Below are 14,497 nucleotides of genomic sequence, written 5' to 3'. Positions count from 1 at the left end.
CAAGGCTTTTTCAGTCTTTTTCCAGAGTGGCGGCCACATTGCCCCAACGCTGGCGAAACCAGCCACAGGGGTACACGGATGCCACCCTGCCCCGAAAAAGCCCACACGGGGCGTCACAGGGGCAGACACGGGGGAGCGGCTGGCTTTCCCGCAGACGTACTTATCAGGCGTTGTCCTCCGGCTGGGCATCTTCCACCGGACGAGGCGCGAGTCTGGACGGCCTGCGGGGGCGGTCTTTGGCTCCGGCTTCGCGGATCACCTTATCATCAATGTACTCACGGGTGGCCTGCGGCACATATTTTTCATACAGTTTCTGGATCGTTTCGTTCAGCTCCGCCTGCAGGTCGGCATCCTTTTTGCCCATGTGGAAGGTCAGTGCGTCCAGCTTTTCAGTGTTGAACGAGAGCGTCAGGGTAGTGTTTTTCATTCGGGCATCCTCCTTTTCACAGCTTCATTTCCGGGGACTGCGCTGGCGCTTCTTTCGGCGCGGCCACCCATTTTTCATAGTTTTCTTCGGAACAGTAGCCTGCCAGCATGGTGGAAAAATCCTGCAGGCGGTATGGCTTCACACCTGCAAGTTCTACCTGAAGCCCGTAGGCTCCCGCATAAATTCGGCACACTTCCGCGTCCAACACATCGGTCCATGCCTGCTTCCCGGCATCCGTCAGGGTATTCTCCGACAGTTCCACGATGGTGGCCGGATCGATGTTCACCTCCTTGTGAACGAGGTGAACATCGGCCAGAGGGATGCGGAGCAGTTCACAGAGCTTCTGCCGGGAGCCGTCTGTCTGCACAGCTTCCGGTTCCGTTTCCTGCTCAAAGTTCCGGCAGAAATCGAGATAATAGGTCACATCAAAGCCATTTTCATCGATGGACAGATCCGCAACCTCCGGGCGCTCACACAGCATATTTCCGATGAGCTGCTGAAAAAAAGGCTTGCCCTCCACACACAATCCGCTCTGTTGTTCCAGTTCCACAAAGGACAGGATCCAGTTTCCGCTTGAGGTATTTTCGGTACCGTCCTGTATGATAAATTCCACCGCTTTGCGGGCCTGCCGCTCCAGTTCCTCCAACGAAAGGTACCGCTGATTGCTGGCGGCGGCCAGGTGCTCCGGCGTATCCTTCTGGTAGTATTCCTCCAGTTCATAGCCTGCTTCCTCAATCTCGGCATTGGTCATGCCAACACCGTTATGCAGACAGTCGTACAAACCAAATCCACTCTCAACCTGGCTGATGTAGCCGAGCGCCTGATAAAACAGGCTTTCTTCTCTCCTTTCCGTCATTTACACACCTCCTTGTTTTTCTATGGGAACAGCAACAGCCGCCAATGCTCTGGCGGTCTGCCGCTGGTTTGTTTTCTAGAATAGCTGTTTGAACAGCTTCAGGCCGTCTTTCATGCCCGCCAGATAGAGGGCGGTGCATTCTTCCTCCGAGACCATCATGCCGTCCGTCAGATGGTCGTCCAGCCACTCCCGATCTGCGTCCGACAGGGATTGCAGGATGGCATCCATCCGTTCCATATGGTTTTTACTTCTATCCTTCCAGTCCTCCGGCTGCCCCTTGGCAAATCCCTTCCGTATGGATTGGATGCGCTCGGCCAGTAGTTCTCTTGCCATCTCATCCAGTTCTTCCATCGCTTTTCACCTCCTTCCGCGACCGAACATACTACAGAAATCCCGTAAAGTCGATACCAGAATGTACTAAAATCAACTGTCCTTTTACAATTATGAGTGATAACAATTTGCACGTTTTTTACAATTATGTTTGATAAAATACCTGTCCGGCATAAAAGCAAAGCTACCCTATTACACAATCATGCCATGCTATTTTTTGTCAGCAGATATGCGTTCTGATAACAGGCCTGTATTATCAAACATAATTGTTATTTTCAGATTGTTTTTATCAATCCATTTGTCACTTTTCTTACTGAACGGCTTTTTATCACTTTTAATTGTAAATTATCAATTATTTTTGTGACTTTATCAGTTATAATTGTCACTCGACATCAACCGGCAGGCAGCCTGCCCACGGCATAAAAGTGTTCTGTCCAGTAGGCGGAATTGATATTCGCATAGCCAATCGGGGAGCCACAGTGCAGCATCTGACCCGCGCCAACATAGATTCCGACATGGCTGACTGGCCCAGGTGAAGCATAGGTACGGGTAAAAAAGAGCAAATCGCCCGGCTGCATTTCCGCTTTCGGCACGAGGGAACACTGGTCATAGATACCAGTGGCCGTGGTGCGCGGCAGGTTGTAAACACCGGCATGCGTATAAACCCAGCACACATACCCGCTGCAGTCAAAGGAGGTCGAAGGGCTGGAGCCGCCCCACACATAAGGGTATCCGATATACTTGGTGGCCTCCGCCATCAGCGCCGCAAAGCTGCCGTCACCCATAGACACACCGGGAGGCAGGCCGTTCCCCCCGCCCGGAACAGCGGCGGGGCCATATAGTGCCAGCAGGTAGATCCGTCCCGCATTGGATTTGTTCTCTGCGGTGATTGTCCTGCCAAGCGCGGCGGAAAGGTTCCCATAAACGGCTTCCAAGTCTATAATTGGAACAGCTACGGTATAGGTTTCGCCATCCTCATCCTCCTGTTCCTCGTAGGTCACGAAGCAGTCGGCAAATCTCCGGTAGTCCCCGTCGTTCATCCGGGGCTGATCCGCGCCGAAGAACAGAGAATAAAAGATGGATTTCACCCGGTAGGCGTCCACCTCTCCGTCCTCGGCCATGCCGTTGATCTCAGCCAAGGCCGCATCCAAGTCCGTGAAGCTGCCCCGCATCTTTTCGATGTACATCCGGTAATCCTCGGGAAGTCCAGAAGATAAATAGCCGCCGTTGAATGTCAGATCCACGGCGGCATTGTTGTGGTCTGCTGTGCCGGACAGAGTGCTTAAGAGAACCACAATGATTAAAATGAACGGCGTCAGGATGGCGGCGGCCACCGAAGCGATGGCCGTCCATGTGCGTTTATCCGTTGCCGCAACAAGGGCGGCCTTGGCCACCAGCACGGCGGCGGGTGCTGCCATAGGCGTTTCCTCCTTTCAGGGCGCTTGAAACAAGCCCCGTAAAAGGAGCCTATTTCAGCGCAGGTTCTGTTTTCTTTTCTCTGATGATTTCCAATGTCACCGGGTGGATGATGGTGATCTCCCGCCCCAGCTCTCTGGCATAGCGGACGGTCCGCCCGGTTCTGCTGCGGGCATCGCCGTCCCATACCGCCAGCACATGGCCGCTTTTTTCCACCATGTAGTGGCTTTGTTTCTTCATGCAGTCACTGGTGTAATATCCCTGAAGCTGATTTTCATAATCGCTCCGGACAATGATGTCATAGTACCGTTCCCTATGAGGAACCGTCCATCTTGCCGCCTGTTCCTCATAGGGAATCGCACACTCCAGCGTTACCTGCGGATGGGTTTCCTTCAGTTCCAGCGCCAGTTCGGCGCAGATCATATCAATCCCCAGCGCCAATCCGGTTATAAAACAGCTCACTTCTTCCTCGGTAATCAACCGCACCATCTCCTGACGGAGCCGTTCCTTCAGCCGCACACAATCCGGATGCTGCTCGTCAAACTGGAACGGAAGCCGCTGCGGGCGGTGTCCCGTAAAACAGCAGGTTCTTTTAGCCTCCATGATTCATTTCCTCCTTTATCCTCTGTTGATGATACTAATTATACTTGATTGAGGTTATATTTCAACCTGTATCAATGATGTTTATATTCAATCGAGTAGGATAAACTATCACTATAAAGGATGAAGGGCGGTGTTGGTTTGAAAAAACAGCTTAACGTAGAAATTGGGGGAAGGATCAGGAAGTGCCGTGAGACTCTGGGCTATTCCCGTGAAACACTTGCGGAAAAAGCGGAGCTTGCCAGTTCTTTCATCGGAACGATTGAGCTTGGCAGCGGCAGCTTCACGGCGGAATCCCTGATCAAACTCTGCAGGGCGCTGGGGACATCCGCCGATTACATTCTGTTTGGCACGGAAGAAAAAGGGAACCTGTCAGCCATTAATGCCATGCTCTCCGGCCTTCCTCCGGAATACATTCCCTATGTGGAAGAGCTGCTGGCCGCCTATGTGAAATCAATCCGGTTATCCGACAAGTAAGCCGCATCTGAATGGATGCGTTTTTTTATTTTAGCTGATCCCAGCCTCCCATGCCGAACAGGGACTGCTGGCTGAACTGGCTCTGCTCCCGCATCAGCTCCCATGCGTGGTCGATGGCATCGTCAAGCACCTGCGTGTCAAAGCCCGCCGACTTATATCCCTCCCGGATGACCCCGGTATAACAATCCGATGGGGCGCCAAATTCATGGCCGGGCGTCATGATGTAAACCATCGCTGACACCGTCTTGCCGTCCAGTTCCACATCCATCATCTGCTTGCCGTAAAAACTGGGATATCCTTCGTAGCGGTCGAGCGCTGCCTCATCCATCTGCCGGATTTTCCAGAGCAGCACAGGGACGGAGCTGCCCTCCTTTGGCTCCACCGTGGCGACTGCGCCATAGCGGCTGCCGCGGAACAGCAGCTCATAATCTTTCAGTTCACTTTTCCCAACCACCTCGGCGGTGGGGCAACGGAACGCCATCTGCGGCAGGTTTAAATTGCTGCCATAGGCAATATAAAGCGTAGGTTTTCTACTCATGATTTCCTCCTTCACGATTCATAGTGCGGATTCACATCCGCATGACAAAGGCCGGTGCTTCATCGGAAGTCCCGGCCTGTTCAGTCTGTTCGTTTGTCTGCTCCTGCGGGACGGCTCCGGCAGCGGTGTGCTCCAGCCTTGCCTGCTCCCGCTCCTTTTCTCTTTTCTGCCTTAACCGCTCCTTTTGCGCCTCGGCCTGCGCCGGATCGCGCCATGCGATACAGCCGGGGAGATTGGCCAGCAGATGCTGGCGGGCGGTGGCAAACTCATCGCCGTTTAACCCCAGCCGCAGCAGCCAGGTGCGGAAGGTATATTTCTCGTTGGTGGTCTGCGTTTTCCTCCGGCTGGCACAGCTCTGGTTTAACGCCTGCGCCCCGATGGCAAGGCAGAACTGGATGTAAGCCTTGATTTTCCCGGCGTGGAGCGTCCCATTGAACAGCCGGAACTCCACCGTGCCTTTCTGGAAGACCGAGTGCAGGTTCAGGCAATGGTAGCGGCTTCTGTCATAGTGCTCATGGCTGCGGCTTGCTCCGTTGTACCAGATCCGCTCCACCTCCTGCATGTTTCTTGGCCTGCGTCTGTTTAATTCTTCAAGAAAACGCTCCTCCACCGGCTGGCACCATCGGTCCTGACGGGCCACGGAAACCCCCAGGGCCTTGTAGATCAAATCCTCCTTGGATGCCATGATGTTGGTGATATTGCGCAGCGTCCGGGCGTCAAATGGGGAGGCGTCGATATGCACATGAATGCCGCAGCTTCCGTTTGTGATTGCCCCGGCCTCCTTCAATTTGCGGATAATTTCCTGAATCGGGACAATATCCTCATACTTACAGATGGGACTGACCATCTCTGTCTGATATTCGACACCGGCAGAAACCTTACGGTTGCCCACCTTACGATGCGCGTCAATACTGGAGTCACTCATAAACTTCCATTGACGGTCCTGACTGTCCAATGCGGCGTAGGTATCATAGTAAGTTCCAAGGTAACGGGAGGTTGTTCCAAAGTATTCAGCAGCCACTTCGGCGGCTTTTTCGCGGGTAATGCCGGTCATTTCAATCTCAATGCCGAAGCGTTGGTCTTTTAAATCCATGCGCTGTCGCCTCCCTCCTTATCTGCCGCCTGCTTTTCCGAACAGCTTCGCCTTATGCTCCGGTGCATTTACCATCAGGTTATACCGCTCGTTGCCGCACTTGTAGAGACACACGCCGCGCTGCGGATAACGGATCAGGTTGTATTCGCTGTCCTCAAGCTGCAGGGTATCCGTATAAAACTTGGCGTCAATACTGCCCGCGTTGAACAGGAACTGGTGCGTGGGGATGGAGAACAGGGGCTTGGTGTACTCCCGGACGCCGTCCAGATTGAAATCCTCCAGGTTCTGGCTGGCGATAATCACCGCCGAGTCCTTCTTCCGCACACGCTTCATGAAGTTCCGGACATATTCCACAGCGGTCAGGTTGGACAGGAACAGGTAAAATTCATCCAGGCTGGCGGCGGTGTTCCCCTCGGTCAGAAGTTCATCGCTCATGAAGGACAGCACGTTGAACAGCAGAGCATTTTTTAAGCTCCGGCTGGCCTGTAAAAGTCCCTTCACGCCGAAGGTGACGAAGCTGGAATCGGTGATGTTGGTATGCCCGTTGAAAAATTTACTCTCCGCGCCCACGCACATAGAGTTTAAGCCCAGCAGGATGCTCTGCAGCATTTCCGCCGTGTAGAGCTGCCTCCTGCTCTCGTCAAAGCCTTTGTACTCCCTTTCGATAAAGGCATACAGGTCAGACAGGATGGGATAATCCTCCAGCTCCAGACGGTCAAAGTCACTCTGGTCGCTGATGCCCCATTTGGCATACAGCTTCTGAAGCATGATTTCAATGACGTCAATCTCCCGGTCGGTGAAATCCTTATAGGTGCGGAAAAAGTCTTTCAGGAAGCTGATGTGCTGAGACAGACGGGAGCCGATGCGGAAGGTCTGTGGCGCATCCATGTCCTCTGGACTGCCCGCTTCATCCCATGTTTTCGGCTCCAATGGGTTAATGATATACTTGCCGCCCATCAGGTCAATGAAGCAGCCGCCGAGGTTATTGGTCAGATCCTCGTACTCCATCTCAGGATCGAGCGCACACACCCGCATATTGGATTCCCGCAGGTTTGTCAGCAGGAGCTTTAACAGGTAGCTCTTGCCCTGACCGGAATTACCGAGGATCAGGATATTGGCGTTGGTCTTGTCATCGGCGCGGCGGTTAAAATCCACCAGCACGTTGCTGCCGAACTTGTCCCGTCCGATATAAAATCCCTGCGGATCGGTCTTACCGCTGTAGTTGAAGGGATATAAGTTGGCCACACTGCTGGCGGGCAGGACACGCTCGAACTGATCCCGGAACAGGTTCCAGCCGGTAGGCATCACACACTGAAATCCCTGCTGCTGACGGAGCATAAGCCGGTCCACATTTAACTTGGAGCGGATCAGCTCCGTCAGCACCTCGGTCTGCAGGAGCTTTAACTGGTCGATGTCATGGGCGCACAGCTCCAGATAAACTGCCGCGTGAAGTAACGGCTCCCGGTTCCGGTGCATCTGCGCCACGATGGTGGTCACGTCCTGCAGGTTGGATTCCGCCAGCACCGTCTGCTGGAGGTCGTTGGTGTTGCTCCTGTCCATGCGGTTTTTGTTGGCCGCGTTGCTGATGATTTTCTTTTCCTCCACCGGCGTGACATGGCGGGTGTAGATACGCAGGGTGACGCCATCTTTTTCCCCAAGATGCGACAGGATAGCCTGCTCATCGGTGGCGGTCGGATACTCCCGCAATGCCCACACACAGCGGTAGGTGTTGCCACAGATGAAGTGGTCAGTTTCAAACTTGATAACGGAGGGCGCGATCATGTCCAGAAACTCCTGAATATGCACATCCTCCGCAGCCGCCGTAGGGGCGGTTCTCGCTCTTTTCAAATGGATACCTCCTTGATTTTGGGCATAGAAAAACGCCGGACACATTTCTGTATCCGACGCATGGTCAATTCTTTTTTCTGTTGTTACATTAATTCCATTCCTGACAATCCCTGCTCCATCTTGGGAAACGGGATCTGAAACAGTCTCAGGATTTCCTTCTGTGATTCCAGCTCCCTTTCGGCAATAAACTGGATAAAATCATGCGGGTCACGGTGCGCCCTTTCCAGCAGGGAGATATAATCCATACGCAGAACCGGCGGAATCACAGCCGGAAGATAGCCATCCTGAATGAGCGCCAGGTTCATCAGCAGGCGGGCGACTCTGCCATTTCCGTCCTTAAACGGATGGATGAACACAAAGCGCCTGTGAAGCTCGGCGGCAAATTCCAGCGGATGGAGCCGCTCCCGTTCCCCAGCCGCCCATTGAAACAGACCGGCCATCTCCCTGTCCAGCTTTTCCGGCGCTGTCGTCGGGTAATGGGACCCGGTAATCACTACTTTCATATCCCGGTACCGCCCGGCATAGTCAGGCTCAATATTCTGGTAAAACAGTTTATGCATCCGCAGCACGGCGGACTCGTCAATGCAACGGTTCTTCATCAGGGAGAACATAAAATCATAGGCCCTGGCGTGGTCCACCGCCTCAAACACATCCCTCATCGGCCTGCCGCCCACGGTCAGCCCTTCCTCCAAAAGCACCTTGGTTTCACTCTCGGTCAGGGAATTTCCCTCCAGCGCATTGGAGGTCCATGTCAGCCCAATCCGGTAATAATCCTTTATCTGATCCAGCATTTCGCCCTCAAACGGACGCAAGGCATTGATTTCTTTCTGAAAGCGGTCCACTTTCTGCAGTACTTCCACCGCGTCACCATCCTCTCGTTTTTCTTCTGATTATCATACCACAATACCGCAAAAAAAAGTAGCCTTTTCACCAGGATATTTGGGAATACCCACGGCTTAATCCTCCGGAATGATCCAGCGTTCCCCATCAAAATCCTCAAATTTTTCCGTGGTCACGTTCTGCTCATAGTACACGGCAAGGATACGCTTGATGTCCTCCCGGTCGGCCCGCTTTACGGAAAACCCCTGTTCCTTCAGCGATTTTTCTATCCGTGAAAGATAGGGGAACACCTCGGATTCCTTCTCATCCTTCAGCCGGATCATGATTAAAAATTCACGGGCGGTCGCCATCTGCACCTGTATCCGGTCGAGGTGGGTCTGGTCTTTTTCAAGGAGTTTCCTCACCACGGGATTGTCCTCCTGTTCCATGCGGGAGCGCAGGAACCGCTTGTTGTCCTCGAAGCTCTCCCGGCTGTTTAGGCACAGCATTTCAATCTCCGCCACGCCCTTGAGCACCGTCATCAGGGCATAAATCCGCGCCCCGACGCTGGCCTCGGACAGTACGGAGATGTTGGAGGGCTTGACGATGAAATACACCAGCTCGCCCTGCCCGTGGGTGACAAGGCTGTAATCCGTGACGGCCTCGGCCCCGATGAGCTGGCGGGTAGAGGCTTTCTCACGGGCCTGTTTCTTCCCTCCTGCGGGGACGGTGTCTTTCTTTCTGCTCATTATCTGTACCTCCATTCATAGAGCTGCTGGCGGGTAAAAAAGAACCCGCAGGCATACTTGATAAAATCCAGAATGCTGGTGTCGTCGAAGCGGATCGTCAGAAAGGCGAACACCGCCGTCAGGACGATGGGCGGGAAGAACCCGGCCTGCGTCAGCGCCAGAATGGATACCACCGCACACACGCCGATGATGCCGATGTCTTTTAGCTGCCAGAGCCACAGCGTGGCCTTGGATTTTAAATTGTCAGGGTAAATATACAAAATTGTTCACCTCCAAGTGAAAACCGCCGAGGCTCCATGGCTCCGGCGGTTTGAAATGTCTGTCATTATGATTCCTCTTTTTGTCCGGCTGTGTCTGGTTCAGCGTTCTCCGCTTCAGCCAGCGCCTGCTCAATCAGGCTAATCACGAAATCCTTTTGGCTTAAACCCGTCTTTTTCAGATGCCCCTTAATCCTCCCGAAGAGTTCCTCCGATACCTGAAACGCCAGCGTCCTTGTCTTGCCATCCATTGCTTTCCCTCCCATCTCAAAGTGTTCTTTTAATACCATCTCAACATACTGGCTCAGTGTCAGCTCCAGTTTTTCCTGCTCCGTCCGCGCCTGCGTGTGCAGGGATTCGGGAATCATGGCGCAGAGATTTTTGCGGTTTTCCATGCAGTGTAACTCCTTTCTTCTGATTCTTTATAAGCCAAGTATATCGGCAATGTGAGGGAATAGCTATGACCATACCCAACAAGGATTTTCTCCAAAGGGAAGCAGATGTACCAATGTTACATAGCCGGTTTTTCTGGTTCCTCTTTGAATTTTTGTAAAAAATAAGCGATGCCGCGCAGGAGGAAATCCACACACGGTACCGCCACGCTGTTTCCCAGCGCCTTGTAACGGGCGGAATCGGATGCTCCGGGGATGTCTGTCCATCCGTCCGGGAAACCCTGAAGCCGCTCACACTCCAGTGGAGTCAAACGGCGAATTAAGTTCCTCCGTTCCACAATACATTTATCCTGCGTGACATACTGGCTGTTGATGCCTTTCCCATCGTCCTGGCACAGCGTGCCAACAGTTTCCTGATACGGCTGACAGACCAGATCTGTGGCGTCTTTATGCTGCCTTGCGCTCTGCGTGCTGACCACCTCATCTGGCTGGAACACATCCACCCTCTGGCGGGAAAACACCGCATGACGGTCCATCCCGGTTAAAGTATAAGAAATATCCTCCTGGTATCCGAACCCGTTGCCGCCGTTTTCCGGCTGTCGGTCAATGATGTTACCCGCGATACAGAAGCTCTCCGGCTCCCGCGACACTAACGGCACATTGTTTCCACCCGTCCCATACCGTGCGGACATGGTTGGCGCCACCTCATGGGGGCCCGTATAACGGGCATCAATGCCGTGGTTCTCAAACAGGATTGGCTGATTGCTGCCGCTCATCCCGGCGCTGTCCGGGCTGGTCGGACTGCCATTTCCACCTATTTCCGCGGCTCCCTGCCAGGTGGACATCACCAGCGGCTGGTTGTTTCCGCCCATTCCAAAGCCAGCTGACACCGTTTGTGAGACTTCTACCGGTCCGGTAAATCTGGAATCCTGTGCATGGTTATCAAAAATCAGCGGCTGATTTCCTTGCTCCTGTGCCTGGAGGGTCCCTGCCGCCCCCGCCGCAAAGGGCTGCGGCACAATCGGGATGTTTCCTCCCATTCCGGCCCGCAGGGTTGCTGTAATTCCTTCCGTCACATCCATCCGCTCCCCGCCCTGGTCATTCAGGCACAGAACCGGCTCCTTCACAAAGGTCTGCATCTGCATATTTGTGGTTGCCATCAAAGCACCGGATATCCCGCCCAGGTCAATGGTTTCCTCCCTCTGGTTGATGTGGAAGGCAAAGACCTCTTTCTTTTTTTCTTCTGTCTTTATATATCCATGTCCACCGCCTTCGCCGCCGTAGAGCGCGGGCCATGTACCGTTTTCCCCGAAAATGCGGCGGCTCTGCACATCCCATGGAGTCAGACAAGTCCCGCCTGTATCAGCAGCGCCTCCTTTAGCTGGGGCGGCAGTTCCTTGCCCCTCGCCTCGGCCCTCCGCAGGATTCCCAAACAGGCAGTTCTGCTTAAATAATATTTCTGGGGCGGTGCAGCCTCCAAAATCTGCGACAAGGAAGATACGACGGCGGCGCTGGGCGACTCCCCAGTATTGAGCATCGAGGACTCTCCAAGCCAGACTGAACTCAGTTCCCAGAAGGATTCCCCCAGCAGATTCCCAGCGCCCGGTGTCAGGTCGAGGAACATGACAGGCGCCATCCTTAACGCGGACAATTTCCTCAAGCACCGCCCGGAAGTCCTCACCCTCCGCGGAGGAGAAGGCTCCGGGGACGTTTTCCCAAACGAGGTATCGAGGTCGGACAAGGTGAGCTGGTACATTTCTTCGTTCATCCGCATCCCTCATTTCTTTCACGATGCGGACCTGCTCCATGAACAATCCCGACCTCTCGCCCGCAAGTCCCTGTCGTTTTCCGGCCACGGATAAATCCTGGCAGGGCGATCCGCCGCAGATGACGTCCACGGGCGGCAGTTCCGCTCCGTTTAGTTTTGTGATATCCCCGACGTGAATCATATCGGGGAATCTGATTTTCGTCACTTCGATGGGAAAGGCTTCGATTTCGCTTGCCCACAGGGGCGTCACCCCATAGTGGACGGCGGCCAGGGGAAACCCTCCAATCCCATCGAACAGACTTCCAAGCGTCATCATCAGGACATCCCCATGACAGGCGCGGCTGACTGGAACTCTGTCTGTAAAGTCCCCCATGGCACTCCAATGGCAAAGCCATTTTCCACTTCCCCGGCATAGTGAGAGGTCACATAAATCAGTTTCATCTTTCACCCCTTTTCTATTTTGCCACTGTCTGCACAATGGTTCTGGTCAGGTTTACCGCGCCCTGCGCCGCATAGACGGCCCCCATCACGTTGGCCCGTGTGCCGGTATCCAGACCGAACTGTCCGGCAATGCGGGGGATTTCACCCGCCGAGAGCATCAGGCCAAGGCCCAGCAGGGCATGGTCCTTTAACACCAGCAGACCGGCGGTCAGAATGGTTGCCTGCAGAAAGGTAGTCAGGCACAGCCCAATCACCTGTTTGCACCAGCCCACAAAGCCGTCAATGTATCCCCGCGGAACACTGAACATATAAAGACTGCCCACCGCAATCTGGATCAGCAGGATGCCGCCGCGTTTTAGGTTGGCAAAAAACACTTTGATGATGGCGTACCCCATCATGATCAGGATAAAAATCATCAGGATGGGACTGGTGACGCTGCCTAATCCGCCCAGCGCACCGGAAGTGACCGCCTGTTCCCATGTCCCCGCATCCTGCAGGGAGGTGATGATACCAGAGGCCACCGTCCCGAAGTCCTCGCCCAATCCGGTGATTCCTGCCGTGAAGCCACCCTGCAAAGATACGCAGAGCTTATAAAGCTCCACCGGCACAACGGTGAACAGGCTGACGGCCATAAATCCTTTGATGGCGTTTAAGGCGCTTTCCCTGACGCTGCCGCGTCCGGTCTGGTATTCAATCCCGCATTCAAAGGCGGACACCACAAGGCCGGTAACATACAGCGCCCACGCCAGATACGAAAAAAACAGCACGATGGACTGCACCCAGCTCATCTCAAATAAATCGGCTCCCATGTTGCCCATCTGCATAAAAAAATCGCCGAGGAACCCTACAATCTGGCCATAGATCCAGTCGATAATCTGGCCCAGTACGGTGTCGGCGACAAAGTCCCATATAAACACGTTTTCTTCTCACTTCCTTTCCTGGCTGGAACTCCACAAACAGTTGTATATCATACTGAAAATACGCATCACAGTTGTAAAACCAGCAACAGAAACACAGCATCAGCACATATTCTGTCCCATCTGCTGACCCTGTACCGGTTCCTGAAACACCGACAGATAGGTTCCAACCGCCTCTGAGAGCTGCCGGTAGTCGGTTTTGTTTGGGTGGTATACATACCAGTCCGCCTTATTACCGTCCTGCCATATATGGGGGCTGACTCCTTCACGGAAGTTTGGATTGCTGGTCTGTTTCCTGCCCCACAGGTCATGAAAACGTATCACCATGCTGTCAACCGGTCCCTCACTTCGGTTGAGAAGAGTCACCTTCAGCCGGTCGTAGTTGTCGGCAGAAATGCCGGTCTGAAAATTGATTTTAACCCGGATGTTGTCAGTCAGCCTGCCATAGCAGGTATTCCCTACGAATTTGACATCTTCAAACACCGCGTCACACATCAGGCGGTGCATTCCAGTCATCCTGTCGCAAGGCTTCAATCAGATTTTCAAGCTCCAGCCTGCCATCCTCCGTCAGATGTTCTCTGAGCAGACCGACAGCATCCAGTCCCGCATCTGACTCAAATGCGGTTATTCCCCAGCATCCCATAGACTTATTCTCCTTTACATTCCAAGTATCTGCCACACATAGAGCGGGGCAGTCAGGGTAAACACAAGGCAGGAGAACAGGATGGCTGGGGCCGCCCATTCAAACTGTCCATGTTTCCTGTAGTCAAAGTACGCCGTTCCGAGCTTGGCAAAGAAGAACACGGCAAGGATCAGGTCGATGGCGGGGAACACCACGTTGTCCACCACGGTCTTGATCTGCTGGGAGGCTGTTGTCCATGTCCCCTCAATCGCTCCGGCCACATCGCCGCTGGCCGCATAAGCCGGGACTCCGAACACGCAGGCCGTCAGGGCGGCCACGCACACAAGCAGAGCAATTCGTTTCATTTTCATTTGATTTCTCCCTTCATTTTGAGGTCTGAAAAAAGAAAAGACCACAGAGCCGACGTATCCGGTTCTGCAGTCTTTGTTCTTTTTCTGCTGTTTAAGAGGTTACATAGTGAGACTCTGCTGCGGCGTCTGCTCCAAAAGCAACGGGGCAACTTCAATGATTTCCGGATGCTCCCGGAATTTTAAGTCGCCGCGATAGCCCACCTTCAGACGGCTGAACACACCCGCTTCTTCCGTCAGCTCCGGCGGCGCACCGGGCGGCAGTTCATAATTCCAGCACACCCAATCGCCGTTTTGATAACGCGGTTCCAGCTTGAGGATCACATAATCCTCCGGCACAAATGCGGGGTAACGCTTCAGTACGCCGCCAATGCCAAAATAAGGCTTGCCCTCCTGCATGACGGTACGCGCCATCACCGCCAGCGTGTTTTCCAGTGACGTGCAGAACCAGCACTCAGTATCGCCCATGCGCCGGATACGGCCATCCCGCAGGATACTATCCAGATGGCCGCGGGTCGTATAATGGTACAGACAGCCATCCGGCCTGGCAATTCGTTCATAAGCCATTTTCGTTTCCTC

At 53.9% G+C, this 14,497-nt stretch carries 20 protein-coding genes; 1 reads left to right on the top strand and 19 read right to left on the bottom strand.

The annotated features are described in order from the left end of the window. Positions 1 to 163: 163 nt before the first annotated feature. From FGS84_RS10130 to FGS84_RS10110, 5 genes are all read right to left on the bottom strand, one after another. Positions 164 to 427, bottom strand: a complete 264-nt coding sequence (locus FGS84_RS10130) for a DUF6103 family protein (protein ID WP_118077236.1) — start codon at positions 425 to 427, stop codon at positions 164 to 166. A gap of 16 nt (positions 428 to 443) precedes the next feature. After that, complete coding sequence (locus FGS84_RS10125; RefSeq protein ID WP_182464849.1) at positions 444 to 1,283, bottom strand: hypothetical protein; 840 nt, start codon at positions 1,281 to 1,283, stop codon at positions 444 to 446. Between the two features lie 75 nt (positions 1,284 to 1,358). Further along, positions 1,359 to 1,634 (bottom strand): hypothetical protein, encoded by a 276-nt coding sequence (locus FGS84_RS10120; protein ID WP_118077235.1) that lies wholly within the window; start codon positions 1,632 to 1,634, stop codon positions 1,359 to 1,361. A gap of 371 nt (positions 1,635 to 2,005) precedes the next feature. Continuing rightward, positions 2,006 to 3,031, bottom strand: a complete 1,026-nt coding sequence (locus FGS84_RS10115) for a C40 family peptidase (RefSeq protein WP_118077234.1) — start codon at positions 3,029 to 3,031, stop codon at positions 2,006 to 2,008. A gap of 49 nt (positions 3,032 to 3,080) precedes the next feature. Next, a complete protein-coding gene (locus FGS84_RS10110; RefSeq protein WP_118077233.1) occupies positions 3,081 to 3,632 on the bottom strand; it encodes an SLOG family protein in 552 nt (183 codons plus the stop codon). Between the two features lie 138 nt (positions 3,633 to 3,770). Between FGS84_RS10110 and FGS84_RS10105 the strand changes: the two genes are divergently transcribed. Beyond that, positions 3,771 to 4,106, top strand: coding sequence for a helix-turn-helix transcriptional regulator (locus tag FGS84_RS10105; RefSeq protein WP_002595375.1), 336 nt, complete (start codon positions 3,771 to 3,773; stop codon positions 4,104 to 4,106). Positions 4,107 to 4,131: 25 nt separating this feature from the next. Here FGS84_RS10105 and FGS84_RS10100 read toward each other — a convergent pair whose 3' ends face one another. From FGS84_RS10100 to FGS84_RS10040, 14 genes are all read right to left on the bottom strand, one after another. Continuing rightward, positions 4,132 to 4,644 carry a gamma-glutamylcyclotransferase family protein gene (locus tag FGS84_RS10100; RefSeq protein ID WP_118077232.1) on the bottom strand — a complete coding sequence of 171 codons (513 nt, stop codon included), beginning with the start codon at positions 4,642 to 4,644 and terminating at the stop codon, positions 4,132 to 4,134. A gap of 31 nt (positions 4,645 to 4,675) precedes the next feature. Beyond that, positions 4,676 to 5,737, bottom strand: coding sequence for an amidoligase family protein (locus FGS84_RS10095; RefSeq protein ID WP_138308001.1), 1,062 nt, complete (start codon positions 5,735 to 5,737; stop codon positions 4,676 to 4,678). Between the two features lie 18 nt (positions 5,738 to 5,755). Continuing rightward, positions 5,756 to 7,519, bottom strand: coding sequence for a DUF87 domain-containing protein (locus tag FGS84_RS10090; protein WP_341466695.1), 1,764 nt, complete (start codon positions 7,517 to 7,519; stop codon positions 5,756 to 5,758). Positions 7,520 to 7,668: 149 nt separating this feature from the next. Next, positions 7,669 to 8,445, bottom strand: a complete 777-nt coding sequence (locus FGS84_RS10085) for a Fic family protein (protein WP_118077230.1) — start codon at positions 8,443 to 8,445, stop codon at positions 7,669 to 7,671. A gap of 96 nt (positions 8,446 to 8,541) precedes the next feature. Then, the gene (locus FGS84_RS10080; RefSeq protein WP_118077229.1) at positions 8,542 to 9,153 is read right to left on the bottom strand and encodes a hypothetical protein; all 612 of its coding nucleotides are present in this window, start codon (positions 9,151 to 9,153) and stop codon (positions 8,542 to 8,544) included. Then, complete coding sequence (locus FGS84_RS10075) at positions 9,153 to 9,413, bottom strand: hypothetical protein (protein WP_002595369.1); 261 nt, start codon at positions 9,411 to 9,413, stop codon at positions 9,153 to 9,155. The genes FGS84_RS10080 and FGS84_RS10075 overlap by 1 nt, the downstream gene beginning before the upstream one ends. Positions 9,414 to 9,478: 65 nt before the next feature. Beyond that, positions 9,479 to 9,805 carry a hypothetical protein gene (locus tag FGS84_RS10070; protein ID WP_002595368.1) on the bottom strand — a complete coding sequence of 109 codons (327 nt, stop codon included), beginning with the start codon at positions 9,803 to 9,805 and terminating at the stop codon, positions 9,479 to 9,481. 116 nt (positions 9,806 to 9,921) lie between these two features. After that, positions 9,922 to 11,886 carry a DNA cytosine methyltransferase gene (locus tag FGS84_RS10065; protein WP_118077228.1) on the bottom strand — a complete coding sequence of 655 codons (1,965 nt, stop codon included), beginning with the start codon at positions 11,884 to 11,886 and terminating at the stop codon, positions 9,922 to 9,924. Continuing rightward, complete coding sequence (locus tag FGS84_RS31790; protein WP_002595366.1) at positions 11,886 to 12,011, bottom strand: hypothetical protein; 126 nt, start codon at positions 12,009 to 12,011, stop codon at positions 11,886 to 11,888. Before FGS84_RS31790 ends, FGS84_RS10065 begins: the two co-directional genes overlap by 1 nt. Before the next feature lie 14 nt (positions 12,012 to 12,025). Beyond that, positions 12,026 to 12,928 carry a conjugal transfer protein TrbL family protein gene (locus tag FGS84_RS10060; RefSeq protein ID WP_118077227.1) on the bottom strand — a complete coding sequence of 301 codons (903 nt, stop codon included), beginning with the start codon at positions 12,926 to 12,928 and terminating at the stop codon, positions 12,026 to 12,028. A 102-nt stretch (positions 12,929 to 13,030) separates the two neighbouring features. Beyond that, entirely contained in the window at positions 13,031 to 13,435 is a 405-nt protein-coding gene (locus FGS84_RS10055; protein ID WP_002595364.1) for a hypothetical protein, read from the bottom strand. After that, positions 13,416 to 13,571: a DUF4259 domain-containing protein gene (locus FGS84_RS10050; RefSeq protein ID WP_002595363.1), complete on the bottom strand. Its 156-nt coding sequence runs from the start codon at positions 13,569 to 13,571 to the stop codon at positions 13,416 to 13,418. Before FGS84_RS10050 ends, FGS84_RS10055 begins: the two co-directional genes overlap by 20 nt. A 14-nt stretch (positions 13,572 to 13,585) precedes the next feature. After that, positions 13,586 to 13,921, bottom strand: a complete 336-nt coding sequence (locus tag FGS84_RS10045; protein WP_002595362.1) for a DUF3852 domain-containing protein — start codon at positions 13,919 to 13,921, stop codon at positions 13,586 to 13,588. 99 nt (positions 13,922 to 14,020) lie between these two features. Next, positions 14,021 to 14,485, bottom strand: coding sequence for a hypothetical protein (locus FGS84_RS10040; protein WP_002595361.1), 465 nt, complete (start codon positions 14,483 to 14,485; stop codon positions 14,021 to 14,023). Positions 14,486 to 14,497 lie beyond the last annotated feature (12 nt).

The sequence above is a fragment of the Clostridium sp. 1001271st1 H5 genome, assembly GCF_005845215.1.
In the GTDB taxonomy this organism is placed as follows: domain Bacteria; phylum Bacillota; class Clostridia; order Lachnospirales; family Lachnospiraceae; genus Enterocloster.
The sequence above is the reverse complement of the archived record's forward strand: the minus strand, read 5'-3'. Positions and strand labels throughout refer to the sequence as shown.